The sequence below is a fragment of the Stenotrophomonas sp. GW821-FHT02D01 genome (genome assembly GCF_059421765.1).
Genome location: NZ_JBWKVP010000009.1, coordinates 61314 through 85338 on the forward strand (window position 1 = coordinate 61314; position 24025 = coordinate 85338).

21 protein-coding genes are annotated in these 24025 nt (G+C 65.4%); 4 read left to right on the forward strand and 17 right to left on the reverse strand.

Annotated features, from left to right (window positions below; translation table 11 throughout):
* Positions 1 to 82 precede the first annotated feature (82 nt).
* Positions 83 to 1918: a monovalent cation:proton antiporter-2 (CPA2) family protein gene (locus AC07UW_RS16455; protein WP_495212450.1), complete on the reverse strand. Its 1836-nt coding sequence runs from the start codon at positions 1916 to 1918 to the stop codon at positions 83 to 85.
* Positions 1919 to 2162: 244 nt separating this feature from the next.
* Positions 2163 to 3299 (reverse strand): molybdopterin-synthase adenylyltransferase MoeB, encoded by a 1137-nt coding sequence (gene moeB, locus AC07UW_RS16460; RefSeq protein ID WP_495212451.1) that lies wholly within the window; start codon positions 3297 to 3299, stop codon positions 2163 to 2165.
* 64 nt (positions 3300 to 3363) lie between these two features.
* Here moeB and AC07UW_RS16465 point away from each other — a divergent pair, with 64 nt between their 5' ends.
* Entirely contained in the window at positions 3364 to 3885 is a 522-nt protein-coding gene (locus AC07UW_RS16465; RefSeq protein ID WP_495212452.1) for a GNAT family N-acetyltransferase, read from the forward strand.
* Positions 3886 to 3963: 78 nt separating this feature from the next.
* On the opposite strand, the gene der is transcribed toward AC07UW_RS16465, so the two are convergent.
* The 7 genes from der to ndk form a co-directional block, all read right to left on the reverse strand.
* The gene (der, locus tag AC07UW_RS16470) at positions 3964 to 5361 is read right to left on the reverse strand and encodes a ribosome biogenesis GTPase Der (RefSeq protein ID WP_025874993.1); all 1398 of its coding nucleotides are present in this window, start codon (positions 5359 to 5361) and stop codon (positions 3964 to 3966) included.
* 15 nt (positions 5362 to 5376) lie between these two features.
* Positions 5377 to 6585 (reverse strand): outer membrane protein assembly factor BamB, encoded by a 1209-nt coding sequence (bamB, locus tag AC07UW_RS16475; protein WP_080149048.1) that lies wholly within the window; start codon positions 6583 to 6585, stop codon positions 5377 to 5379.
* Positions 6585 to 7223, reverse strand: a complete 639-nt coding sequence (locus AC07UW_RS16480; RefSeq protein WP_025874997.1) for a YfgM family protein — start codon at positions 7221 to 7223, stop codon at positions 6585 to 6587. The genes bamB and AC07UW_RS16480 overlap by 1 nt, the downstream gene beginning before the upstream one ends.
* Before the next feature lie 64 nt (positions 7224 to 7287).
* A complete protein-coding gene (locus AC07UW_RS16485) occupies positions 7288 to 8148 on the reverse strand; it encodes a helix-turn-helix domain-containing protein (protein WP_315829306.1) in 861 nt (286 codons plus the stop codon).
* Positions 8149 to 8166: 18 nt separating this feature from the next.
* Positions 8167 to 8952 carry a type IV pilus biogenesis/stability protein PilW gene (gene pilW / locus AC07UW_RS16490; RefSeq protein WP_428704208.1) on the reverse strand — a complete coding sequence of 262 codons (786 nt, stop codon included), beginning with the start codon at positions 8950 to 8952 and terminating at the stop codon, positions 8167 to 8169.
* Positions 8939 to 10144 (reverse strand): dual-specificity RNA methyltransferase RlmN, encoded by a 1206-nt coding sequence (gene rlmN, locus AC07UW_RS16495; RefSeq protein ID WP_495212453.1) that lies wholly within the window; start codon positions 10142 to 10144, stop codon positions 8939 to 8941. Before rlmN ends, pilW begins: the two co-directional genes overlap by 14 nt.
* A 10-nt stretch (positions 10145 to 10154) precedes the next feature.
* Positions 10155 to 10580 (reverse strand): nucleoside-diphosphate kinase, encoded by a 426-nt coding sequence (gene ndk, locus AC07UW_RS16500; protein WP_008265389.1) that lies wholly within the window; start codon positions 10578 to 10580, stop codon positions 10155 to 10157.
* Between the two features lie 314 nt (positions 10581 to 10894).
* On the opposite strand from ndk, the gene AC07UW_RS16505 reads away from it, so the two are divergent.
* The 3 genes from AC07UW_RS16505 (at position 10895) to AC07UW_RS16515 (ending at position 15240) form a co-directional block, all read left to right on the forward strand.
* Positions 10895 to 11563: a TetR/AcrR family transcriptional regulator gene (locus AC07UW_RS16505; protein ID WP_495212454.1), complete on the forward strand. Its 669-nt coding sequence runs from the start codon at positions 10895 to 10897 to the stop codon at positions 11561 to 11563.
* A gap of 26 nt (positions 11564 to 11589) precedes the next feature.
* Entirely contained in the window at positions 11590 to 13962 is a 2373-nt protein-coding gene (locus AC07UW_RS16510) for a 3-hydroxyacyl-CoA dehydrogenase/enoyl-CoA hydratase family protein (protein WP_089240532.1), read from the forward strand.
* A gap of 69 nt (positions 13963 to 14031) precedes the next feature.
* Positions 14032 to 15240 (forward strand): acetyl-CoA C-acyltransferase, encoded by a 1209-nt coding sequence (locus AC07UW_RS16515; protein WP_025875015.1) that lies wholly within the window; start codon positions 14032 to 14034, stop codon positions 15238 to 15240.
* 454 nt (positions 15241 to 15694) lie between these two features.
* Here the strand turns inward: AC07UW_RS16515 and galU are convergent, their stop codons facing one another.
* From galU to cmk, 8 genes are all read right to left on the reverse strand, one after another.
* Entirely contained in the window at positions 15695 to 16573 is an 879-nt protein-coding gene (gene galU / locus AC07UW_RS16520; RefSeq protein ID WP_025875017.1) for a UTP--glucose-1-phosphate uridylyltransferase GalU, read from the reverse strand.
* A complete protein-coding gene (locus tag AC07UW_RS16525) occupies positions 16570 to 18483 on the reverse strand; it encodes a polysaccharide biosynthesis protein (RefSeq protein ID WP_447944971.1) in 1914 nt (637 codons plus the stop codon). Before AC07UW_RS16525 ends, galU begins: the two co-directional genes overlap by 4 nt.
* 15 nt (positions 18484 to 18498) lie before the next feature.
* Entirely contained in the window at positions 18499 to 19476 is a 978-nt protein-coding gene (locus tag AC07UW_RS16530; RefSeq protein ID WP_223497237.1) for an MraY family glycosyltransferase, read from the reverse strand.
* Positions 19477 to 19478: 2 nt separating this feature from the next.
* Positions 19479 to 20657: a lipopolysaccharide assembly protein LapB gene (gene lapB, locus AC07UW_RS16535; RefSeq protein WP_032977571.1), complete on the reverse strand. Its 1179-nt coding sequence runs from the start codon at positions 20655 to 20657 to the stop codon at positions 19479 to 19481.
* A gap of 6 nt (positions 20658 to 20663) precedes the next feature.
* Positions 20664 to 20948: a lipopolysaccharide assembly protein LapA domain-containing protein gene (locus tag AC07UW_RS16540; RefSeq protein ID WP_223494898.1), complete on the reverse strand. Its 285-nt coding sequence runs from the start codon at positions 20946 to 20948 to the stop codon at positions 20664 to 20666.
* 77 nt (positions 20949 to 21025) lie between these two features.
* The gene (locus AC07UW_RS16545; protein ID WP_005409286.1) at positions 21026 to 21331 is read right to left on the reverse strand and encodes an integration host factor subunit beta; all 306 of its coding nucleotides are present in this window, start codon (positions 21329 to 21331) and stop codon (positions 21026 to 21028) included.
* Between the two features lie 89 nt (positions 21332 to 21420).
* The gene (rpsA, locus tag AC07UW_RS16550; RefSeq protein WP_025875032.1) at positions 21421 to 23106 is read right to left on the reverse strand and encodes a 30S ribosomal protein S1; all 1686 of its coding nucleotides are present in this window, start codon (positions 23104 to 23106) and stop codon (positions 21421 to 21423) included.
* Between the two features lie 201 nt (positions 23107 to 23307).
* Positions 23308 to 23985 carry a (d)CMP kinase gene (cmk, locus tag AC07UW_RS16555; RefSeq protein WP_032977572.1) on the reverse strand — a complete coding sequence of 226 codons (678 nt, stop codon included), beginning with the start codon at positions 23983 to 23985 and terminating at the stop codon, positions 23308 to 23310.
* Positions 23986 to 24025: the final 40 nt, after the last annotated feature.

A 24025-nucleotide genomic window follows, 5' to 3' on the forward strand; every position in this document is an offset into this window, starting at 1 on the left:
GCCGGCCGCTGGCCGGCAACCTCATGAACGCAGGAAGCGTCGTGCAGCTGCCGGCCAGCGGCCGGCACTACCATACTTCAGATCATTCCTCTTCTTCTTCCGGCACGTCATCCGCATTGAGCGTGCGTGCCTTGCGCTTGGGCGCGGTAAACGGCGTCGGCGTCGGCACACCCGGCAGCGCGCTGCCGAACACCATGTGCGCGCCGGCCCTCAGGCTGCCACCGGCCATTTCCAGTTCGAAGCGTTCGGCATCGCGCTCGCGGATCTGCTCGGCGATCTCGCGAGCGTCATCTTCGTCCGCGCCCAGTTCCACCAGTGCCGCCTGCCCGAACAGCAGCGCCGACTCGAAGGTTTCGCGGATCTGGAAATCCACGCCAGCGTGGATCAGCCGCAGCGAATGTTCGCGGTCGAACGAGCGCACCAGCAGCTTGGCCTGCGGGAACTGATGGGCCACCAGTTCAACGATGCGATCGGCATCCTCGGCATTGTTCACGCACACCGCAATCGCCCGCGCACTGCCCGCGCCAGAGGCATGCAGCACGTCCAGCCGGGTGCCGTCGCCGTAATAGATCTTGAAACCGAAGCGCTCGGCGTTGTGGATCATCTCCACATCGTTGTCGATGATGGTCACGTCCACGTCGCGGGCCAGCAGCGACTGGCTGGCCACCTGGCCGAAGCGGCCGAAGCCGATCAGCAGCACGCTGCCGGACAGGCCATCGGCGGTATCCACGCCTTCCAGGCTGACGGTCGGCGTCGGCGCCACGCGCTTGTAGACCAGCACCACCAGCGGCGTCAGCGCCATCGACAGCACCACCACGGCGGTGAAGTTGGCATTGATGTCCAGGCTGATCACGCCGGCGCTCGCAGCGGCGGAGAACAGCACGAAGGCGAACTCGCCGCCTTGGGCCATCAGCACGCCACGGTCCAGCGCCTGCGCATGGTCGCTGCCCATCAGTCGCGCGACCACGTAGATGCACAGCGCCTTGGCCGCCATCAGCGCCACCACCAGGCCGAGGATCATCGGCCAGTTGCCGGCCACCACGCCCAGGTCCAGCGCCATGCCCACGCTGAGGAAGAACAGGCCCAGCAGGATGCCGCGGAACGGTTCGATGTCTGCTTCGATCTGGTGGCGGAAGGTCGATTCGCTCAGCAGCACGCCGGCCAGGAACGCGCCCATCGCCATCGACAACCCGGACAGCTGCATCAACAGCGCCGCGCCCAGCACCACCAGCAGCGCGGCGGCGGTCATCACTTCGCGTGCCTTCGATTCGGCCAGCACGCGGAACAGCGGATTGAGCAGGAAGCGGCCGACCAGCACCAGGCCGACGATGGCGCCCACGCCGATCGCCACCGACATCCAGCGCGAGCCCTCGCCATCGGCACTGCCGGCAGCCGGCGCCATCCACGCGACAAGCGCCAGCAACGGCACGATCAGCAGGTCTTCGAACAGCAGGATCGAGACGATCTTCTGCCCCGACGGCAGCGCGATGTCGCCGCGCTCGGCCAGCAGCTGCATCACCACTGCGGTGGAGGTGAGCACGAAACCGGTGGCGCCGATGAAGGCGATCTGCCACGGCAGCCCGAACAGCTTGGCGATGCTGGTCAGCACCAGCGCGCAGGTGACGATCTGCAGCGTGCCCAGCCCGAAGATTTCCTTGCGCAGGCTCCACAGGTGCGAGGGCCGCATTTCCAGGCCGATGACGAACAGGAACATGACCACGCCGAGTTCGGCGGTATGCAGGATCGCCTGCGGGTCGGAGAACCAGCCCAGCCCGAACGGGCCGATCGCCAGGCCGGCAGCGAAGTAGCCCAGTACCGAGCCCAGGCCGAGCCGACGGAACAGCGGCACCATCACCACCGCTGCGCCCAACAGGGCGACGACCTTGACCAGCTCGCTGGTCGCTGCTTCTACCGCCATGCGGTGGGTTCCCCGGAAATCGAAATCGGCCTCAACGATAGAGCAACACCGATGACGGCAATAGCACGTGTGTTGCGTTTTATTGTCTTGGAGATGGAACGATAGCGGGAGTGGCCCCGGGCATCATCCCGAAACCATGCGCGCCCCTCGGTGGGCGCTAACCCGATTCGGTAGGCGCCAACCTTGGTTGGCACAAGCGCCGACCAAGGTCGGCATCTACCAGGGCCCCGCCCCCGCCCCGCCCTCACCCGCCCCGACAGAACGCGGCGTAATCGATATACCCCGGGAACGGCACGCCCGGTGCGCACACCGCGCACTGCGGGTCGGGGCTGATGCGGGTCTCGCGGAAGCGCATGCCCAGCGCGTCAAAGCGCAGCAGGCGGCCCACCAACGGTTCGCCGATGCCCAGCAGCAGCTTCAGCACCTCGGTGGCCTGCAGCACACCCGCCAGGCCGGGCAGCACACCCAGCACGCCGGCCTCGGAACAGTTCGGCGCGAATTCCGGCGGCGGCGGCTCCGGGAACAGGCAGCGATAGCACGGCGCCTCGCCGCGCTGGCGGCCGGCATCGAACACGCTTACCTGGCCATCGAAACGCTCGATGGCGGCGTAGACCATCGGCGTGGCGTGTTTGATGCAGGCATCGTTGAGCAGGTAGCGCAACGGGAAGTTGTCCGAACCATCCAGCACCACGTCAACGTCCTGCAGCAGGCGATCCACGTTCTCCGAGGTGACCCGCTCGGGCACGGCCTCGACCTCGATGGACGGGTTCAACGCCAGCAGCCGCTCACGTGCCGAATCAACCTTCAACTGGCCGACGCTGGCCTCGGTATGCACGATCTGCCGGTGCAGGTTGCTGCGCTCGACACGGTCGTGGTCGGCGAAGCGCAGGCGCCCTACCCCGGCTGCCGCCAGGTAGAAGCCAGCCGGCGCGCCCAGGCCACCCGCGCCCAGCACCAGCACCCGCGCCTGCTGCAGGCGGCGCTGCCCAGCCTCGCCCACCTGTGGCAGCAGCAGGTGGCGCGAATAGCGGTCGTAGAAATCGCGGTCGGCGGCGCTGCTCAGTGGCTGCACCAGCGGCAGCGTCTGCTCGCGCCAGGCCACGGTGCCGCCGGCAACGGAGCTCACGTTCGTGTAGCCCGCATCCAGCAGCACCTGCGCCGCATCGGCCGAGCGCTTGCCGCTCTGGCAGATCAGCAGGATTTCCTGTTCCGGCAGAGGTAGGTGCGCGGCCGTGTCAGCCAGCAGCTCGCCCTTGGCGACGCCACGGGCGCCTTCGGCCATGCCACCGGCCCGCTCATGCGCCTCGCGCACGTCGATCAGCACCGCACCATGGGCCACGCGCGCGCGCGCCCGCTCGGGGGAAAGCTCTGGAATGCTCATGGCGTCCATTGTAGAGCCGGGGCCCATGTTGACGGAGCCGACGGCGCGTAGGACCCTCTGGGCGGTGAAACCATCGATCAATCCCGTACAGACCGAGCACCTGGTGCTCCGGCCGTTCTCATGCACCGACGGCCCCGAGGTCTTCGCCGGCATCACGCCAACGCTGACCCGCTTCATGGCATTCGATCCACCGGACTCTTTTGCGGCACTCGAAAAGATCGGCCAGGAATGGCTGCGCCTGATCGAGGAAGGCTCGGAATACACGTTCGTGATCCGGCATCTGCAGGACGGACGCTTTGTGGGCATCGCCGCCGTGCACCGCGCTACCGAGGGCGAACCCGAGCTTGGCATCTGGATAAGCGAGCGCGAGCACGGACAGGGCTACGGCCGCGAGGCCGTGCGTGCCGTCGTCCACTGGTGCGCGGAACGGCTCGCTGCGGTCGCCTATCGCTACCCGGTGGCGGTGGACAACGTGGCCAGCCGGCGGATTGCGGAAGCACTGGGCGGCCAGGTGGTCGGCACCGAGCAGAACGCGAAGTTTGCGTCGGTGGTCTATCGGATTCCGGTGCCGGGGCTGCCTGGCTGAGGTTGCCGGCCAGCGGCCGGCACTACCGACAGGATCGCCACAACGAGAAAGGCGGCCCTGCGGCCGCCTTCTCGTGGATCACTTGCCCTTGACGTGCTTCATCAAGCGCCGCTTGGCCTTGACCTGCCGTTCGGTCAGCACGTTCTTCTTGCCTTCGTACGGGTTGGCACCCTCGCGGAAGATGAACTGCACCGGCGTTCCGATCAGCTTGAAGCGCTTGCGGAAGAAGTTCTCCAGGTAGCGCTTGTACGACTCCTGCAGTTCCTTCAGGCGGGTGCCGTGCACGATGAAGGTCGGCGGGTTGGCGCCGGCGGGGTGCACGTAACGCAGCTTGGAGACGTGGCCGCGGATGGTCGGCGGCGGGTTGGTCTCGTAGGCCACTTCCAGCGCCTTGTTCACTTCACTGGTGGTGAAGGTCTTGTTCGCCGATTCGTGCGCGCGATGCACCGCACGGAACAGCTCACGCAGGCCCGAGCCATGCTTGGCCGAGATGCGCACCGATTCGGCCCACGGCACGAAGCCCAGGCGCAGCGACAGCATCGTTTCGGCCTGCTCACGCTGGTAGTCGGTCAGGCCATCCCACTTGTTGATCGCGATCACCAGCGCGCGGCCGGCATCCAGCACGGCGCCGAGCACGGTGGCGTCCTGGTCGGTCACGCCTTCGGTGGCGTCGAGCATCAGCACGGCCACCTGGCACTGCTCGATCGACTGCATGGTCTTGACCACCGAGAACTTCTCGACGACCTCGTCCACGCGCGAACGCCGACGCAGGCCGGCGGTGTCGATCAGGCGGTACTCGCGGCCGTCGCGCTCCAGGTCCACCGAGATCGAATCGCGGGTGGTGCCCGGCACGTCCGAGGCAATCATGCGCTCTTCGCCGAGGATGCGGTTGACCAGGGTCGACTTGCCCACGTTGGGGCGTCCGACGAAGGCGATGCGCACGCGGTTCGGATCGTTGTCCAGCTCTTCGCCGCTGCCCTCTTCCGGCAGGCGCTGGATGACCTCGTCAAGCAGGTCGTCCAGGCCCTGGCGGTGGGCAGCCGACACGGTCAGCATCTCGCTGAAGCCGTAGCGGGCGAACTCCGAACGCACGGTGTCCTCGTCGGTGCCGTCGATCTTGTTGATCAGCAGCAGCGTCGGGCGCGACAGCTTGCGCAGCCAGGCCAGGATCTCATCGTCCATCGCCGAGGTACCCTCGCGGGCATCGACGACGAACAGGATCAGGTCAGCTTCGCCAGCGGCAGCGCGGGCCTGGCGCGTGGTAGCACCAGCCAGGCCTTCTTCTTCCTCTGCGATGCCGCCGGTATCGACGACGAGGAAATGGTTGTCCTCGTCAAGCCGGCAGACGCCATAGTTGCGGTCCCGGGTGACGCCGGGCTGGTCATGGACCAGGGCGTCACGTGTACGGGTCAGTGCATTGAATATGGTCGACTTGCCGACATTCGGCCGTCCAACCAGGGCGACCAAAGGCAGCATCGCGATTACTCCGTATTAATTTGCCAACCGGAATGCGGTCAGCTTGCCATCAACGTTCTGCACCAGCAGCACTCCATCGACGACGATTGGCTGGGCCAGAAGCGCATCACCGCCGCTTTTCGCCCGCGCCGCCATCGCGCCATCGGAGGCCTGCAGCCAATGCAGGTATCCCTTGTAGTCACCGACCACCACGTAGTCGCCGTGCAGCGCCGGACCGGTCAGCGAGCGCCGGGCCAGTGCGGTCTGCGACCACATCGCCGCGCCGCTGGCCTTGTCCAGGCCGAACACGCCGCCCTTGTTGTCGGTAACGAAAACATTGCCCGAAGACACCGCCACGCCGCCGGCACCGCCGTGGTCGCGCGCCCACAGCGGGCGACCGGTCGGGCCTTCGATGGCCATGGTCTGGTTCTTGAAGCTGCTCACGAACAGCGTATTGCCGTCGAGCACCGGGGCGCCATCGACGTCGGCCATGCGGTCCAGCTCGGTACGGCCTTCGCCGGTACCCACGTTCTGGTCCCACAGCGTACGGCCGTCCTGCATGGCCAGCGCAGACACGCTGCCCTCGTCCTTGCCGATGAACAGCACGCCCGGACCGGCCACCACCGCCGCGTTGCCACGCACGGTCAGCGCCGGCAGCTCGCTGGGGTTGAACCACTTCTGGGTGCCGTTGCCGGCGTCGAACGCGGTGACGCGACCGTCATTGCTGCGCACGAAGACCATGCCCTGGGCAATGGCCGGTGCGGCGATGACTTCGTTCGGCACGCGTGCGCGCCACTTCTCGCTGCCATCGTTGATGTCCAGCGCGATCACCTGGCCATCGAGGGTACCGATGACCACCAGGTTCTCGCCGACGCCCGGACCACCGGACAGCCGCAGCTTGGCCTTCTTCTTTTCCTTCTTCGGCTCCCAGGTCCAGACCTTCTTGCCGGTCTGCAGGTCGATGGCGTGCACGCCACCGGTGATCGCCGCGGCGAACACGTGGCCATTGGCCACTGCCGGGCCCTGGCGCACGCCGATGCGGCGCTCGCCCTTGCCCAAGTTGACCGACCAGGCCTTGTTGACCTTCAGGGTCGGCTCGAACTTCACCAGTTCCGCCGGCTCCTGTGCCTTCTTCGCTGCTGCGTCCTTACCGGCGAACCAGCCCTTCATGGTGCTGCAACCGGACAGCGCCATACCAAGCAGGAGTACGGTGGCGACGCGCGTGATCATGACCTTCTGACTCATCAAACCGACTCCGCAGGGGCGGCGACGGTGCCGCCGGCGTCCATAACCTTGGTTTCCAGCAGTCGCCGCTGCGGCGCTGCCACGTCCAGCGTCTTCAGCGCCTTCTCATACTGTTCGCGGGCCGCGTCACGCTTGCCCTGCGCCATCAGCGCATCGCCATGGATTTCCAGGCTGCTGCTGTCGGTGGCGCTGCCCAGCAGCTTGATCGCTTCATCGCCCTTGCCGGTAGCCACCAGCAGGCGTGCCACGCGCTGGTCGACCACGCGCTGCAGGTCGCCTTCGACCTTCACCGCGCGCAGGGTGGCCAGCGCTTCTTCATTCTTGCCGGCATCGACCTGGGCCTTGGCCAGCTGCAGCGCAGCCAGGTCGCCGTAAATGCTGGACGGGCCAGCCTCCAGCGCCTTGACCGCCTTCGCAGCGTCGTCGAGCTTGTTCTGCTGCAGGCCCACCAGGGCCTTCTGGTACTCGACATTGGCCGAAGCCAGCTTGCCGCCCTGATCCTTCTGGTACCACTGCCAGCCGGCAATGGCACCGATGGCGATGACTACGCCACCGAGGATGCTGGCACCATTCTTCCGCAGCCAGCTGCGGACGCGTTCACTTTGTTCGTGCTCGTCGAGCAGGTCGTCGATCGCCATGCGTACTCTCGCCCCGCCCATCGGGAGGGACCATTGGGATTATCGAAGGTGGTGAAACCGCGCCTCAGTGTGAAACCGGGACAACGGAGCCTTCAGAGGATACCTGAAAGCGTGCCACGTTGGCTCGCTGATAGGGCGTCAGATCGACGATAGCGCCATTCTGCTGAACCTGGACCGCCGAGGCGTTGCCCAGGGTGACCCGGGCCACCTGGCCGGGGGTGAAGCTGCGGGTCTCGCCCGCCTTGATCAACGCCTTCTCGACGCTGCCGCCATCCGGACCGGCGATATCGACCCAGCTGTCACCGCTGAACTGCATGTCCAGATTGGCGGCAGCGGCCGGCGCAGCGCGTGGCACCGGGGCCAGCGAGGCAACGTAGGGGGTAGCGGTCGGCTTGACGACAGGCGCGGCCGTCACTTCGGCGGGTGCGGCAGCGGCGGACCCGGGACCGGCCGGGGTAACCGGTACGGCGGCCGGGATCACGTCCAGCGAGGCGGTGTTCGGCGAGGGCGCGACGCCATCGAAGTGGCCACGGGTGGCGAACCAGACCGGGACGGCCAGCACGGCGGTAATACCGACATACAGCGCACGGCGGCCGAGATTCTCGGCAATGCGGCGCGCACGAGGGGTATGGGTGTGGCTGACCAGGGTCGGCGGAACCACCGGGCCAACCTGGGCCTGTTCCAGCAGTTCGCTGACGTCGACACCGAGCAGGCGGGCATAGCTGCGCAGCTGGCCGCGCACGAACACCGGCGCGCCGAGCTTCTGCCACTGCTCCTGCTCGAGCGACTTCACCACTTGAACCGGCATGCGCAGGCGCTGGCCGACGTCTTCGAGGGTCAGTCCGGCGGCCTCGCGGGCCTGGCGCAGGCGGGTGCCGCAGCCGGCCACAGTCTCGAGATCGCTCACAGTCTGGTCATCAATCACAATGCATCAACCCTGGAGTTAGGAGCCCGCGTCCTGCGGAAATTCCTGTCGAATCCGCTGAAGATAGCGATCAGATGCCGCCTGATCACCCAGCCGCGCCTCGATTTGAGACGCAAGTTGTAACACGGAACGCGTGGCCGGTGCAGCCGCAATCCTACGTTCGGCGAAGGCGCGGGCCTCCATGAACTGGCCGCGACGGAAGCTCAACTGGGCCATTGCCTCCAGCGCGACCGGGTTGCCAGGCACCTGAGACAGGGCGGCACGCAGGTTGCGTTCGGCACGTTCAAGCTGGCCAGCGTCCAACGCACAGCTGCCGCCGTTGGCCTGCGCCTCGGCCGGCGTGGTGTAGTTGGGCGCCTGCAGCGCACGGTCGAACCAGGCCAACGACTCGGCGGCCTGCCCGTTCTGGCACAGCCAAGCACCATAATTATTGAGTACGTCACCCCGCTGCGGCGCCAGCTCGGCGGCCATGCGAAAGCCTTCCCCGGCCTGCCGGGTGCGGCCACGCTGATCATCGATGCCGGCCAGCAGCACCAGTGCATCGGGGTCGGCAGGGGTCAGCTTGATCGCGTCGCGCGTCTTGCGCTCGGCGGCATCCAGGTTGCCGCTCTGCATGTCGCGGACAGCCAGGGCAAGCAGATCCGCAGCGCGGACCTGCCGGCGGACACCTTCGGGGTCGCGGACCGAATAGACCGTCGCCTGGCTGGGGCCCAGCTTGGCTTTGGGTTGCGACTTGCAAGCGGTGACCGAGAGGGCCAGCACGCCTGCAAGCAGTGCCAGCCAGAAGCGATCAGGCCGCGGCATCGCTCCCCTTCCCTGCCTGCAGTGCCTTGTTGAACTCAGCCTGGCGGCGGGTGCGATCCATCACCTGGCCCTTGAGCTGGCCGCAGGCGGCGTCGATATCGTCGCCACGGGTACGGCGCACCATCGTCAGCACGTTGCTGTCGAGCAGGATCTTCTGGAAGGCGCGGATATGCGCCTCTTCGGACCGCTCGTAGCGGGTGCCCGGGAACGGGTTGAACGGGATCAGGTTGACCTTGCCCGAATCCTTGGCCTGCACCGCGTTGTCGAACTGGCGCATCAGGCGGGCCAGCTCGCGGGCATGCTCGGGCTTGTCGTTGATGCCCTTCATCAGGGTGTATTCGAAGGTGACCGATTCGCGGCGCTTGTTGGCGCGCAGGTAACGTGCGCACGAAGCCATCAGCTCGGCGATCGGATACTTCTTGTTGAGCGGCACGAGGGTCTCGCGCAGCTCGTCGTTCGGCGCATGCAGCGACACCGCCAGCGACACGTCGCTTTCGGTGGACAGGCGGTCGATCTGCGGCACCAGGCCGGAGGTCGACAGGGTTACGCGCTTGTTGGCCAGGCCGTAGCCCAGATCGTCGCGCATCACGCTCATGGCACGCACGACGTTGTCGAAATTCATCAACGGCTCGCCCATGCCCATCATCACCACGTTGGTGAGGCGGCGCATCTGGTGCGGCACGTTGCCCAGGTGGCGCGCCGCGATCCACACCTGGCCGATGATCTCGGCGGTGGTCAGGTTGCGGTTGAAGCCCTGGGTGGCGGTGGAGCAGAACGTGCAGTTCAGGCCACAACCGACCTGCGAGGACACGCACAGCGTGCCGCGGGTCTTGTCGGGGATGTACACGGTCTCGATGGCGTTCTTGCCATCCACGCCCATCGCCAGCAGCCACTTGTGGGTGCCGTCGGCGGAGGGCTTGTCGAAGATGATGTTCGGGACGAGGACCTCGGCATGCTCCTGCAGCTTGGCGCGCAGGACCTTGCCGAGGTCGGTCATCTCATCGAACTCGGTGACGTAGCGATGGTGGATCCACTTCATCACCTGATGGGCGCGGAATTTCTTCTCGCCGAGAACCTCGACGAAAAACTTCTCCAGGCCCGCGCGATCGAGGTCGAGCAGGTTCTGCTTGCCAGCCGTGGGTGCCGACTTCGGCAGCGGCTGGATGGCGATTTTCTGTACGACCTCGTTCACGGCATTACTCTCAGCGCGAGACGACTTCGGTGGCGGCGAAGAAGTACGCGATTTCAATCGCGGCATTCTCGACCGAGTCCGAGCCGTGGGCGGCATTGGCATCGATGGATTCGGCGAAGTCGGCGCGGATGGTGCCCGCAGCGGCTTCCTTCGGGTTGGTGGCGCCCAGCAGGTCGCGGTGGGCCAGGACGGCGTTCTCGCCTTCCAGGGCCTGGATCATCACCGGGCCGGAGATCATGAACTCGACCAGTGCGTTGAAGAACGGACGCTCGCGGTGCACGGCGTAGAAGCCTTCGGCTTCACGACGCGACAGCTGCTTGTACTTGGCGGCCACGACCTTCAGGCCGGCCTTTTCGAAGCGGGCGTAGATTTCGCCGATGACGTTCTTGGCAACGGCGTCCGGCTTGATGATCGAAAGGGTGCGCTCCAGCGCCATGGGATGTCTCCAATGGAATCGGGCCGCTGATGGCCCGAAGGGTAACAAAAAAAAAGCCGCGTCGAAACGCGGGCTTAGCCTGATAAACGTGCGCGGATTGTAAAAGATAACGCGGCAGGGTGGTAGTGCCGGCCGCTGGCCGGCATTGGCCGCCATTCAACCTCGGGGCTGCCGGCCAGCGGCCGGCACTACCCCCATTCACCCACCTGAGCGGATTCTGACCAATCGGAGCATTTTTGCTGCACTGCAAAATGCCATACGGTACCGTCTGGTTCTAGTATCAAACAATCGTTTGATTAAGGTCCGACCGCCCGATGGCCAAGCCCGCCCACTTCTCGACCAAGGACCGGATCCTCGGCGCCGCCGAGGAGCTGTTCGCCCAGCACGGCTTTGCCGGCACCTCGCTGCGCCAGGTGACCAGCCAGGCAGACGTCAACATCGCTGCGGTCAACTACCACTTCGGCTCCAAGGAAAACCTGGTCAACGAGGTATTCCGCCGCCGCATGGACGAGATGACCGGCGCCCGCCTGGCCCAGCTCGAGCGTGCCCGCAACGAACACCCCGGCCAACTGCGGCCGGTGCTCGCCGCCTTCGTCGAGCCGGCCCTGGCGCTGGCCCAGGACCGCCAGAACGGCGGTGCCTTCGTCCGCGTGATCGCCCGTGCCTACGCTGAAAAGAACGACAACCTGCGCAAGTTCCTGTCCGACCACTACGGCCATGTGCTGCGTGCGTTCGGCAAGGCCATCGCCGAATGCGTGCCCGGCCTGAGCAAGGAAGAGCTCTATTGGCGCCTGGATTTCCTCGCTGGCTCGCTGACCTATGCCATGGCCGATTTCGGACTGATCAAGCGACCTGCCGGTGTCACCGAAACGGCGCATCGTGCCCATGCCGCCCATGAACTGATCCATTTCGCCGAGGCCGGATTCCGCGCCGCCGCCCGCAGTGGCAGCGCCCTGCCCGCCTCCATTGATTCCACCCAGTAACTGCTGACCAACAAAGGCCCTACACCATGTCCAATTCCCTGCTAGTCCGCCGCGCCGCCGTGCTGGGTGCCGGCGTCATGGGTGCCCAGATCGCCGCCCACCTCACCAATGCCGGCGTCGACACCGTGCTGTTCGACCTGCCTGCCAAGGAAGGTCCGGCCGATGGCATCGTGCTGAAGTCGATCGCCAACCTCGGCAAGCTGAGCCCGGCGCCGCTGGCCAGCAAGTCGCTGGCCGAAGCCATCACCCCGGCCAACTACGAGACCGGCCTGGAACAGCTGAAGGACTGCGACCTGATCATCGAGGCCATCGCCGAGCGCATGGACTGGAAGCAGGACCTGTACAAGAAGATCGCCCCGTTCGTGGCCGACCACGCCGTGCTGGCCTCCAACACCTCGGGCCTGGGCATCAACAAGCTGGCCGACGTGCTGCCCGAACAGCTGCGCCACCGCTTCTGCGGCGTGCACTTCTTCAACCCGCCGCGCTACATGCACCTGGCCGAGCTGATCCCGGCCACCACCACCGACGCCAGCGTGCTGGAAGGCCTGGAAGCGTTCCTGGTCACCACCCTGGGCAAGGGCGTGGTGTACGCCAAGGACACCCCGAACTTCATCGGCAACCGCATCGGCGTGTTCTCGATCCTGTCCACCATCCACCACACCCAGCAGTTCGGCCTGGGCTTCGATGAAGTGGACGGCCTGACCGGCCCGCTGGTCGGCCGCCCGAAGTCGGCGACCTACCGCACCTCCGACGTGGTCGGCCTGGACACCATGGCGCACGTGATCAAGACCATGGGCGATACCTTGCCCAATGATCCGTGGCATGAATTCTTCAAGTCGCCGAAGTGGCTGGACGCGCTGATTGCCAAGGGCGCACTGGGCCAGAAGACCGGCGCCGGCATCTTCCGCAAGGTCGGCAAGGACATCGTGGTGCTGGACCTGGAAAAGCAGGACTACCGTCCGGCTGACCGCGCCGCCGCACCGGAAGTGGTCGAGATCCTGAAGATCAAGAACCCGGCCGAGAAGTTCGCCAAGCTGCGCGAGAGCCAGCACCCGCAGGCGCAGTTCCTGTGGGCGACCTTCCGCGACCTGTTCCACTACAGCGCCTACCACCTCGCCGACATCGCCGAGACCGCGCGCGACGTCGATCTCGCCATCCGCTGGGGCTACGGCTGGTCGCTGGGCCCGTTCGAAACCTGGCAGGCCGCCGGCTGGAAGCAGGTCGCACAGTGGATCGCCGATGACATCGTCGCTGGCAAGAGCATGAGCAACGCCCCGCTGCCGGACTGGGTGTTCGATGGCCGCGATGGCGTGCACGCCGCCGAGGGCAGCTACAGCCCGTCGCGCAATGCCAAGCTGCCGCGCTCGTCGCTGCCGGTGTACCAGCGCCAGCGCTTCCCCGATCCGCTGCTGGGTGAGAAGTTCGCGCCGGGCGAGACCGTGTTCGAGAACGACGGCCTGCGCATGTGGCACGACGGCGATGGCATTGCCGTGGTCAGCTTCAAGACCAAGATGAACACCGTGTCCGACCACGTGCTCGACGGCCTGCAGGAGTGCGTCACGCGCGCCGAGAAGGACTTCCAGGGCCTGGTGATCTGGCAGCAGAAGGAGCCCTTCTCTGCCGGTGCCGACCTGGCTGGCGCCCTCGGCCTGCTGCAGGCCGGCAAGGTCGACCAGTTCGAAGAAATGGTGCACAACTTCCAGCGCACCAGCCAGCGCATCAAGTACTCGCTGGTGCCGGTGGTGGCTGCGGTGCGTGGCCTGGCCCTGGGTGGCGGCTGCGAGTTCCAGATGCACAGCGCCAAGACCGTGGCCTTCCTGGAAAGCTACATCGGTCTGGTCGAAGCCGGCGTCGGCCTGCTGCCGGCAGGCGGCGGCCTGAAGGAACTGGCCGTGCGTGCCTCGCAGGCCGCTGGCCCGGGCGGTGACGTGTTCGCCGAACTGAAGAAGACCTTCGAGACCGTGGCGATGGCCAAGGTGTCCAACTCGGCGGTCAACGCCCAGGAACTGGGCCTGCTGCGCAGCACCGACAAGGTGGTGTTCAACAGCTACGAGGCCCTGTACATCGCCAAGGCCGAAGCACGCGCGCTGGCCGAAGCGGGCTACCGTCCGCCGCTGCCGGCACGCCGCATCCAGGTGGCCGGTGACGTCGGCATCGCCACCTTCAAGATGATGCTGGTCAACATGCTGGAAGGCCGCTTCATCAGCCCGTACGACTACGAGATCGCCGAGCGCATCGCCACCGTGCTGTGCGGCGGCAAGGTCGACCGCGGCACCCTGGTCGACGAAGAGTGGCTGCTGACCCTGGAGCGCAAGCACTTCGTCGAACTGGCCCAGCAGGAAAAGACCCAGGCCCGCATCGCGCACATGCTCAAGACCGGCAAGCCGCTGCGGAACTGACGGAAGACATCGGTAGTGCCGGCCGCTGGCCGGCAACCTCTTCCAACCCCTATTCAAGAGATCACTGCAATGACCAAGCAAATCCAGGACGCCTACATCGTCGCCGCCACCCGTACCCCGGTTGGCAAGGCGCCCAAGGGCATGTTCCGCAACACCCGCCCCGACGACATGCTCGCCCACGTGCTGCGCAGCGTCGTCGCGCAGGCGCCGGGCGTGGACGTCAACCGCATCGATGACGCGATCATCGGCTGCGCGATGCCCGAAGCCGAGCAGGGCATGAACGTGGCCCGCATCGGCGTGCTGCTGGCCGGCCTGCCGAACACCATCGCCGCGCAGACCGTGAACCGCTTCTGCTCCTCCGGCCTGCAGGCCGTGGCGCAGGCGGCCGACGCGATCCGCCTTGGCAACGCCGACCTGATGCTGGCCGGCGGCACCGAATCGATGTCGATGGTGCCGATGATGGGCAACAAGATCGCGATGGCCCCGAGCGTGTTCGACAACGACCACGTCGCCATTGCCTACGGCATGGGCATCACCGCCGAGAAGGTCGCTGAAGAGTGGAAGGTCTCGCGCGAAGAACAGGACGCGTTCGCCCTGGCCTCGCACCAGAAGGCCATGGCCGCCATCCAGAACGGCGACTTCAAGGACGAGATCAGCCCGTACGAGATCGTCTCGCACCAGCCCGACCTCGCCGACGGCAAGCGCATCATCACCCGCAACAAGGTGGCCGACACCGACGAAGGCCCGCGCCCGGATTCCTCCGCTGAAGGCCTGGCCAAGCTGCGCCCGGTGTTCCGCAACGGCCAGTTCGGCGGCACCGTCACTGCCGGCAACTCCTCGCAGATGAGCGATGGTGCCGGTGCGGTATTGCTGGCGTCGGAACAGGCGATCAAGGATTACGGCCTGACCCCGCTGGCCCGTTTCGTCAGCTTCTCGGTGGCCGGCGTGCGCCCGGAAGTGATGGGCATCGGCCCGATCGCCGCGATTCCGAAGGCACTGAAGCAGGCTGGCCTGACCCAGGACCAGCTGGACTGGATCGAGCTCAACGAGGCCTTCGCCGCGCAGTCGCTGGCCGTGATCCGTGACTGCGGCCTGGACCCGAGCAAGGTCAACCCGCTGGGCGGCGCGATTGCCCTGGGCCACCCGCTGGGTGCGACCGGCGCGATCCGTACCGCGACCCTGCTGCACGGCCTGCGCCGTCGCCAGCAGAAGTACGGCATGGTGACGATGTGCATCGGCACCGGCATGGGTGCGGCGGGCATTTTCGAGGCGCTGTAAGGTTCAAGGCGTTGCCTCGTTGGGCCTCATGGCGTGGGCCGGGTCGGCAGGACTGCTCGGGACACGCCGTGAACCCATCCCTGGGGGCTCGATGGCGCCATCCATGGCGCCAACGGTCCCGGGCAGCCCTGCCGACCCGTCCCTTCCAGCCTCCCCGCGGCGGAAGGGTGAGCAAAGGCAAGAGCAGTAGATCCACGCCATGCGTGGATGCTCTGGAAACGAAAAAAGGCAGCCATCGGCTGCCTTTTTTGTTTCTGCCCTGCTCTTGATTCCGCCCTTCCCGTCCGCGCCACCAGCCAACTGTCGAAAGGCGGGGGCGGGCCGATGCAGGACCGCAGGCGCCATGGATGGCGCCTACGAGCCCCCATGGATGGGTTCACGGCGTGTCCTGCAGCGGCCCGCCCCCGCCTCCCCACCTATGCGGGGAGGCGCTGCACGGATCGCTTGAGAACCCTTACTCCGCCAGCATCGCCGCCAGCTTCTCCCGCGCCGGCCCGGCCAGCTTCGGGTTGTCCAGCGCAAAGCGGATCGTCGCCTCGACCAGCCCCAGATGGGTCCCGCAGTCGAAACGGGTGCCCTCGAAACGATAGGCATCGACCTCGTCGGTCTTCAGCAGTTCGGCGATCGCATCGGTCAGCTGGATCTCGCCACCGGCACCGGTGCGGGTCTGCTCAAGCAGTTCGAAGATCTTCGGGCTCAGCACGTAGCGCCCCACCACCGCCAGGTCACTCGGTGCATCTTCCGGCTTGGGCTTCTCCACGATCTGCGAGATACGCCCCTTGCGGCCATCGAACGCCTCGGTAGCAACGATGCCGTAACTCGCCGTCTTGTCGTGTGGCACGTCTTCCACGGCGATCACGCTGGCGCCGCTGGCTTCGTTGAGGTCGGCCATCTGCTTCAGTGCACCCGCGCCGCGGTTCCAGATCAGATCATCTGGCAACAGCACGGCGAACGGCTCGTCACCGATGACCGCCTTGGCGCACAGCACCGCGTGGCCCAGGCCCAGAGCCTCGGCCTGGGTAACGAAGATCGCGCGCACGCCTTCCGGCAGCACATGGCGGATCAATTCGAGCTGCTCGTGCTTGCCCGCGCGCTCGAGCTTCTGCTCCAGCTCGTAGGCCTTGTCGAAATAGTCGGCGACAGCGTGCTTGTAACGGTTGGTGATGAACACCAGGGTGTCACAGCCCGCTTCAATCGCCTCATCCACGGCGTACTGGATCAACGGCCGATCGATGATCGGCAGCATTTCCTTCGGCACCGTCTTGGTTGCCGGAAGAAACCGCGTGCCCAGACCTGCTACCGGAAATACCGCCTTGCGAATGCGCTTGCTCATTGGTGCCTGCTGGCCTCACGTGCCGGAAAGGGCACAACCTTAGCGGATGAAATGTAAGCATCCTGTTCGATTGGCGAGAATTCCGGCATGGTCGCGAACAGGATTTCCTGGATCGTATCGATGTCGTACCTGGCAATCGCCTCGCGCAGCTTGGGCACGTTGCCCAGCACGATGTCACGCGAGAACGAACGCACGCCGGCCTCGAGGATCTTCGGGTGCGCGGTCGGCCGGTAGTCCTCGTCGGAATAGAACAGCGTCTCGTGCAGCTTCTCGCCCTGGCGCAGGCCGGTATAGATGATCGGAATTTCCTTGTAGGGCTGCTTGCCCGCCAGGCGGATCATCTGTTCGGCCAACACCCGGATCGGCACGGGCTCGCCCATGTCCAGGGTGTAGATCGCGCCGTGCGACGCCGACGCGGCCGCCTGCAGGATCAGCTGGCACGCCTCGGGAATCGTCATGAAATAGCGGCTGACCTCCGGATCGGTCACCGTGACCGGTCCGCCCTTGAGGATCTGTTCGCGGAACAACGGCACCACGCTGCCGGCCGACGCCAGCACGTTGCCGAAGCGCACGGTCACGAAACGGGTGTGCGTGGACTTCTGGTCCAGGCTCTGGCAGATCATCTCCGCATAGCGCTTGCTGGCACCCAGCGCATTGACCGGGTCCACCGCCTTGTCGGTCGAAATGAACACAAAGTGCTCGACGTGGGCTTCCAGACAGGCGCGGGCCACGTTCTCGGTGGCCAGGATGTTGTTGCGCACGGCTTCGCGCAGCTGACGCTCCAGCACCGGCACGTGCTTGTAGGCAGCCGCATGGAAAGCGGTGTCCACCGGGTGCAGCGACAACGCATGGCGGATCACCGCGGGATCGCCACAGTCACCGAGCACGGCTTCGATCTCGACATCGGGGAAGCTGCGGCGCAGCTCGCCTTCGATGGTCAACAGCAGCAGCTCGCTGATCTCAAGCAGCACGATACGACCCGCACCGTGGCGCGCACACTGGCGGCACAGCTCGGATCCGATCGAGCCACCGGCGCCGGTCACCATCACCGTGCGCCCGCCCAACCAGCCGCGGATGAGGTTCCAGTCCGGCATGATCGGCTTGCGCCCGAGCAGATCTTCGATCGCCACTTCCTTCAACTGGCCCGGCAGCGACTGTCCCTGCAGGATGTCGCTGAGCTTGGGCACGGTCCGGAACGGAATGCCGGTGCTCTCGCAGATGGCCACCACGCGCTGCATGCCGACGGCATCCAGCGAGGGCATGGCAATCACCAGCAGCTTGGCCGCCGTCTCGCGGGCCACCGCCGGTGCGTCGTCCAGCGTGCCCAGGATCGGCAGGCTCTGCAGCTTGGCGCCACGCAGGTGCGGTGCATCATCAAGCAGGCCGACCGGCTCGAAATTGCCGGATCGGCGCAGGTCGCGCACCAGGGTTTCAGCAGCCTGGCCGGCGCCGAGAATCAGCACGCGGCGTGCGGTCGAATCGGACTGCAGCGACTGGTAGTCCTTCCACGCCCGGTACAACAGGCGCGGCGCGCCCAGCAGTGCCGACAGCGCGAACGGGTAGATCACCAGCACCGACATTGGCACGCCGTTGAAGCGCTTCCAGGCCAGCACCAGAACAATGGCGATCAGGCCGATGAAGCTGGCCTTGAAGATGTTCAGCAGGTCGCTGACGCTGGCAAAACGCCATAGCCCCCGGTAGAGGCCGATACGCCAGAACACCAGGCCCTGCAGCGCCAGCACCAGCGTGGTATCCACGTTCCACAGCGGCAATGCGGGAGCGTCGGCGAGGATCGAGTAGCGACCCGCATGCAACAGCTGCCAACAGGCCCATACCATGAACAAGTCGTGGCAGACGATGGCCGTACGCGGCATCAGGCCGAGGATTCTGTCCCGCCAAGGTGAAGACATAGATCGAGTAGTTCCTTATCGGTGGCGCAATCCATTGCGCAGGAGTAGCCACAGCAGGGTCAGCGCGACAAACCACGCGACCGCTACGACAGCCTCCCACCTCGGCTGCAAATTGGTGCAGATATTGAACACTGTAATACTGAACAGGCCCAAAACAAAGTACATCCCTGTCACCAGAGCGTGGCTGGCTCCTGCCTGGACCGCGCGCTGGTAGACATGCTGGGTGTGGGGTTCCATCCAGCGTTGCCCGGAAAGCATGCGCGCCAACAGCGTGAAGCCCGCGTCCACAAGGAAGGCGGACAACGGCAGCAGCAGCAGGATCCAGTTGATGTCGGTGTGCACTGCAGCGACGGCCAGCACCACCGCCACGGCATAACCCAGCGCGCCACTGCCGACATCCCCCATGAAGATCCGCGCCTGCGGGAAATTGAATGGCAGAAAACCCAGGCAGGCCAGGCCAAGCACGATGGCCACCAGCGAATAGGGCCAGGGCAGCACCGTCGCGAAGCCCAGCGCAACGATGACCGCCTGACTGCTGGCGATCCCGTTGATCCCATCCATGAAGTTCCAGATGTTGATCAGCGAGGCGGTGAAGAACAGCACCAACAGGCTCAACAACCAGCCGCCGCCGTGCATCTTGACCAGCCCCGCCAGCAGGGCGGCGGCGAGGAAATGCACCAGCAACCGGCGCATGGCTGGCAGCGGTCGATGGTCATCCCACCAGCCGATGCCGGCGACCAGCAACAGGCCGAGACCGGCGACAGCGAGGCTGAGCGCAGCGCCCGGCCAGACGCAAGCGGCCACGGCCGCAGCAACCAGCAGACTGATCACGATGGCGATGCCGCCACCACGCGGGGTGGCGACACTGTGGCTGCGGCGCTCGCCGGGCTGGTCCAGCAACTGCCTGCGCAGGGCATACACGCGCGCCGCCCAGGTCAACGCCGCGCTGAGCAGGGCCACGCCCAGCAACGCGGCCATCACGAGCCAGGGCATGATCAGAGCACCGCGTAATTCAGCAGCGGCTTGACCGTACCCCACTCCTTGCAGCTCGGGCATTGCCAGTGATGGGTGCGCGCACCAAATCCGCAGCGGGTACAGCGGTAGGCAGGATTGCGCACCAGCAACTGGTCGGTGATGTGCTTGAGGTCGTGCAGGGTGGCAGTGGAATCTGCGCCCTCGGCCAGGGTGAGGTCGATCAGCGCCGATTCGCCACGCACCGACGGGCGATCCTTCAGCTGGCGGCCGAGGTAGGCACGGGCAGGCGCGACACCTTCCTGCTCTTCCATCAGGCGGGTCAGGGCCAGTACCGGGGCGATACCGCGGTAGTGCTCGGTCATCTCGGACAGGAAGGCGCGCGCGCCGCCCAGGTCGCCGACCTTGCGGTAGTTTTCCATCAGTGCCGGCAGCACTTCCGGCAGGTACTCCGGATCGTTGCGGGCAGCACGCTCGAAGGCACGCACGGCGGCCTCGGCATTGCCTGCATCGGTTTCCAGGCGACCCTCGATGATGCCGGCACGGACCGACATGGCATCGGCCTGGTAGGCGCGGGCGATGGCCGCCCTCGCCTCTTCCAGCTTGCCCGCACCACGGAAGCGCTCGGCGAGCTCGCATTCGAACTGTCCGATCAGCTTGCCCATCGGCTCGCCGGTGACATCTTCGAAGCGGGTAGCGTTGTCGATCGCCTTTTCCCAGTCGCGCTCGGCTTGGTAGATGCCGATCAGGTGCTTGAGCGCCTGCGGTGCGCGCTGGTCCAGCTGCGCCAGTTCGGTGAACACGGTTTCGGCACGGTCCAGCAGGCCGGACTTCATGTAGTCCTCGCCCAGTGCCAGCAGCGCCTGCACGCGCTGCGCGTCGCTCAGGTCCTGGCGGTTGACCAGCCCCTGGTGCAGACGGATCGCGCGATCCACTTCACCACGGCGACGGAACAGATGACCCAACGCGACCTGGGTCTCGAAGGTTTCCTTGTCCAGCTCGGCGATGTGCAGGAACAGTTCGATGGCCTTGTCCGGCTGCTCGTTGAGCAGGTAGTTCAGGCCACGGAAATAGGTGCTGGACAGGTGGCTGACCTGGTTGTCACCGTGGCGTTGACCACCGCGGCGTCCGATCACCCAGCCGGCCAGAGCCGCCAACGGAAGACAGAGGAAGAACCAGAACCACTCGGAAACGAATTCCATCTTCGATCAACGTCCATCAAAAGATTGGGAGGGGGCCACCGGCGTCGACGGTGCAGCCGCCGACTTGTTGGCACGGCGCAGCTGGCTGTAGAGCGGAATGACCACGCTTACCAGCACCAGGCCAGCGCCGACCACGACACCGATCAGCAGGGCGGCAATCAGCGCCACGCCGACGGACGTGTTCAATTGGGTAAACAGCAGGTTGATCGACATGGCCGTCATGTTGACCGCACCGATGATCAGACCAAGGATCAGAACCGCCAGCAGGACCAGCAGACGAAAAACTTTCATGCGACAGCTCCATTGGCAGGAGGCCGTAGCTTATCCGACTCGTGGTGGGATTCGCACGAAGTCGCGCGACGGATGGCTCAGGCCGGATCTGCGTCCAGCGGCAGCACACTGCTGACCCGCTCGCGCAATTCCTTGCCTGGCTTGAAATGAGGGACATGCTTGCCCGGCAGGGCAACCGATTCGCCGGTCTTCGGGTTGCGACCCAGGCGCGGCGGACGGTAGTGCAGCGAAAAGCTGCCGAAGCCGCGGATCTCGATGCGATCGCCGGCCGACAGTGAGCCCCCCATCATTTCCAGCAATGACTTGACCGCCAGATCGACATCATCGGCCTTCAGGTGCGCCTGCCGGCGCGCAAGGATTTCGATCAGTTCGGATTTGGTCATTACCGGCTCACATCAGGGGCATCTCAGCCTGAAACGGCCCGGGCAGTGCCCGGGCCGTCCAGGAAACAACGAACAGCGTAAGGCCGATATTACTCGGACTTGTTGCCGTTCAGCTGTGCACGCAGCAGCGCGCCCAGCTGGGTGGTGCCGCTGGAAGCCGAAGAGGACTGGTATTCCTCCAGCACTTCGCGCATTTCCGCGTCGTCCTTGGCCTTGATCGACAGCTGCAGGGTACGACCCTTGCGATCCATGCCCACGAACTTGGCTTCAACCTTGTCGCCGACCTTCAGGTGCTGGGTCGCGTCGTCGACACGCTCGTTGGCGATGTCGCGAGCTGCAACATAGCCTTCGATGCCGTCGGACAGCTCGATGATCGCGCCCTTGGCGTCGACTTCCTTCACCACGCCTTCGACCTTGGAGCCCTTCGGATTGGTCGCCATGTACTGGCCGAACGGATCCTGCTCCAGCTGCTTGACGCCCAGCGAAATGCGCTCGCGCTCCGGATCGACGGCCAGGACGACTGCGTCCAGGTTGTCGCCCTTCTTGAAGTTGCGAACGATGTCTTCGCCAGTGGTCGCCCAGCTGATGTCGGACAGGTGAACCAGGCCGTCGATGCCGCCGTCCAGGCCGATGAAGATGCCGAAGTCGGTGATCGACTTGATCTGGCCCGACACCTTGTCACCCTTCTTGTGGGTGGCAGCGAAGGTTTCCCACGGATTGGCGGCAACCTGCTTCATGCCCAGCGAGATGCGGCGACGCTCCTCGTCGACGTCCAGGACCATGACTTCAACTTCGTCACCGACCTGCACAACCTTGGACGGGTTGACGTTCTTGTTGGTCCAATCCATCTCGGAAACGTGCACCAGACCTTCGACGCCCGGCTCGATTTCGACGAATGCGCCGTAATCGGTGACGTTGGAGACCTTGCCGAACACGCGGCTGTTGGCCGGGTAACGACGGGCGATGTTATCCCACGGATCTTCGCCCAGCTGCTTCAGGCCCAGCGAAACGCGGTTGCGCTCGCGGTCGAACTTCAGCACGCGCACGTCCAGCTCGTCGCCGACGTTCACGACTTCGGACGGATGGCGCACGCGCTTCCATGCCATGTCGGTGATGTGCAGCAGGCCGTCGATACCGCCCAGGTCCACGAATGCGCCGTAATCGGTCAGGTTCTTGACGACACCCTTCAGGATCGCGCCTTCCTGCAGCTTGTCCATCAGCTGCTCGCGCTCTTCCGAGTGCTCGCTTTCGACGACAGCGCGGCGCGAGACCACGACGTTGTTGCGCTTGCGGTCAAGCTTGATGAGCTTGAATTCCAGCTCCTTGCCTTCCAGGTAGGCCGGATCGCGCACGGGGCGCACATCGACCAGGGAACCCGGCAGGAAGGCGCGGACATCCTTGATGTCCACGGTGAAACCACCCTTGACCTTGCCGCTGATGCGACCGGTGATGGTTTCGTTCTTTTCCAACGCTTCTTCCAGCTCGTCCCACACCATCGCGCGCTTGGCCTTCTCGCGCGACAGGACGGTTTCACCGAAGCCGTTCTCGATCGAGTCGAGGGCGACCTTGACGATGTCGCCTTCGGCAACATCGATTTCGCCAGCGTCGTTACGGAACTGTTCGATCGGCACGATGCCTTCCGACTTCAGCCCGGCGTTGATCACCACGACGTCGCCGCGGACTTCAACAACGGTACCGCTGACGATGGCGCCCGGCTTCAGCTTGGCCAGGTTGGCCTGGCTGGCTTCAAACAGTTCGGCAAATGATTCGGTCATTAGATTTACTCTGTTGGACACATGGGTCGGTTGGCTTCCCTTCAGGGAATGGCTACCGCCCGCCTGTTGGTCGACCCCGGAAATGCAGGTCGTGTGTGGAAGTAGGAAAACCGCCACGCATCATTGCGCGACGGAGCTTTTACAGCACTGCAGATGCGCGACCTCCACCGATGCTGCTGGCAGAGCTCCTGCGCGAACGGATCAGGCAGCCGGAACCGGAAGCAGATCCATCACTCTGGCAACGACATCTTCGATGCCGATGCCTGTGGTGTCGATGAGGACAGCATCGTCTGCCGGCTTCAGGGGCGCCACGGTACGCTGAGCATCACGGGCGTCGCGGGCCATGATCTCGCGCAGGAGGTCTTCAAAGTTAACAGAAACCCCCTTGTCTTTCAACTGCTTATGCCGGCGCTCGGCGCGCTCCTCGGCACTGGCGGTCAGGAAGACCTTGTAGGGGGCGTCCGGAAAGATCACCGTACCCATGTCGCGGCCGTCGGCAACCAGTCCCGGCTCCATCCTGAATGCGCGCTGGCGCTCCTTCAGGGCGGCCCGGACCTCGGGGATGGCCGCAATCGCCGACGCCAGCGCCCCAGTGGTCTCCAGCCGCAGCTCGTCGGTGGCGTCGGTGCCATTGACCAGGACCCGCATGGCATCGCCCTGCTCGACGAACTGGACATGCGTATCAAAGGTGCAGCGCACCAGCGCGGAGGCATCGGAGGTGTCGATGTCGGCCCAGCTGGCCGCCACGCCGACCGCGCGGTACAGAGCGCCCGAATCCAGGTAGTGCCAGCCCAACCGGCGCGCCACGATGCGGCTGATGGTACCCTTGCCGGCCCCTGACGGGCCGTCGATGGTCAGGACGGGAACGAGTGGATTCATGGGGGTCCTTGCGCGTGTGAAGGGGGCATTCTAGCCCCTG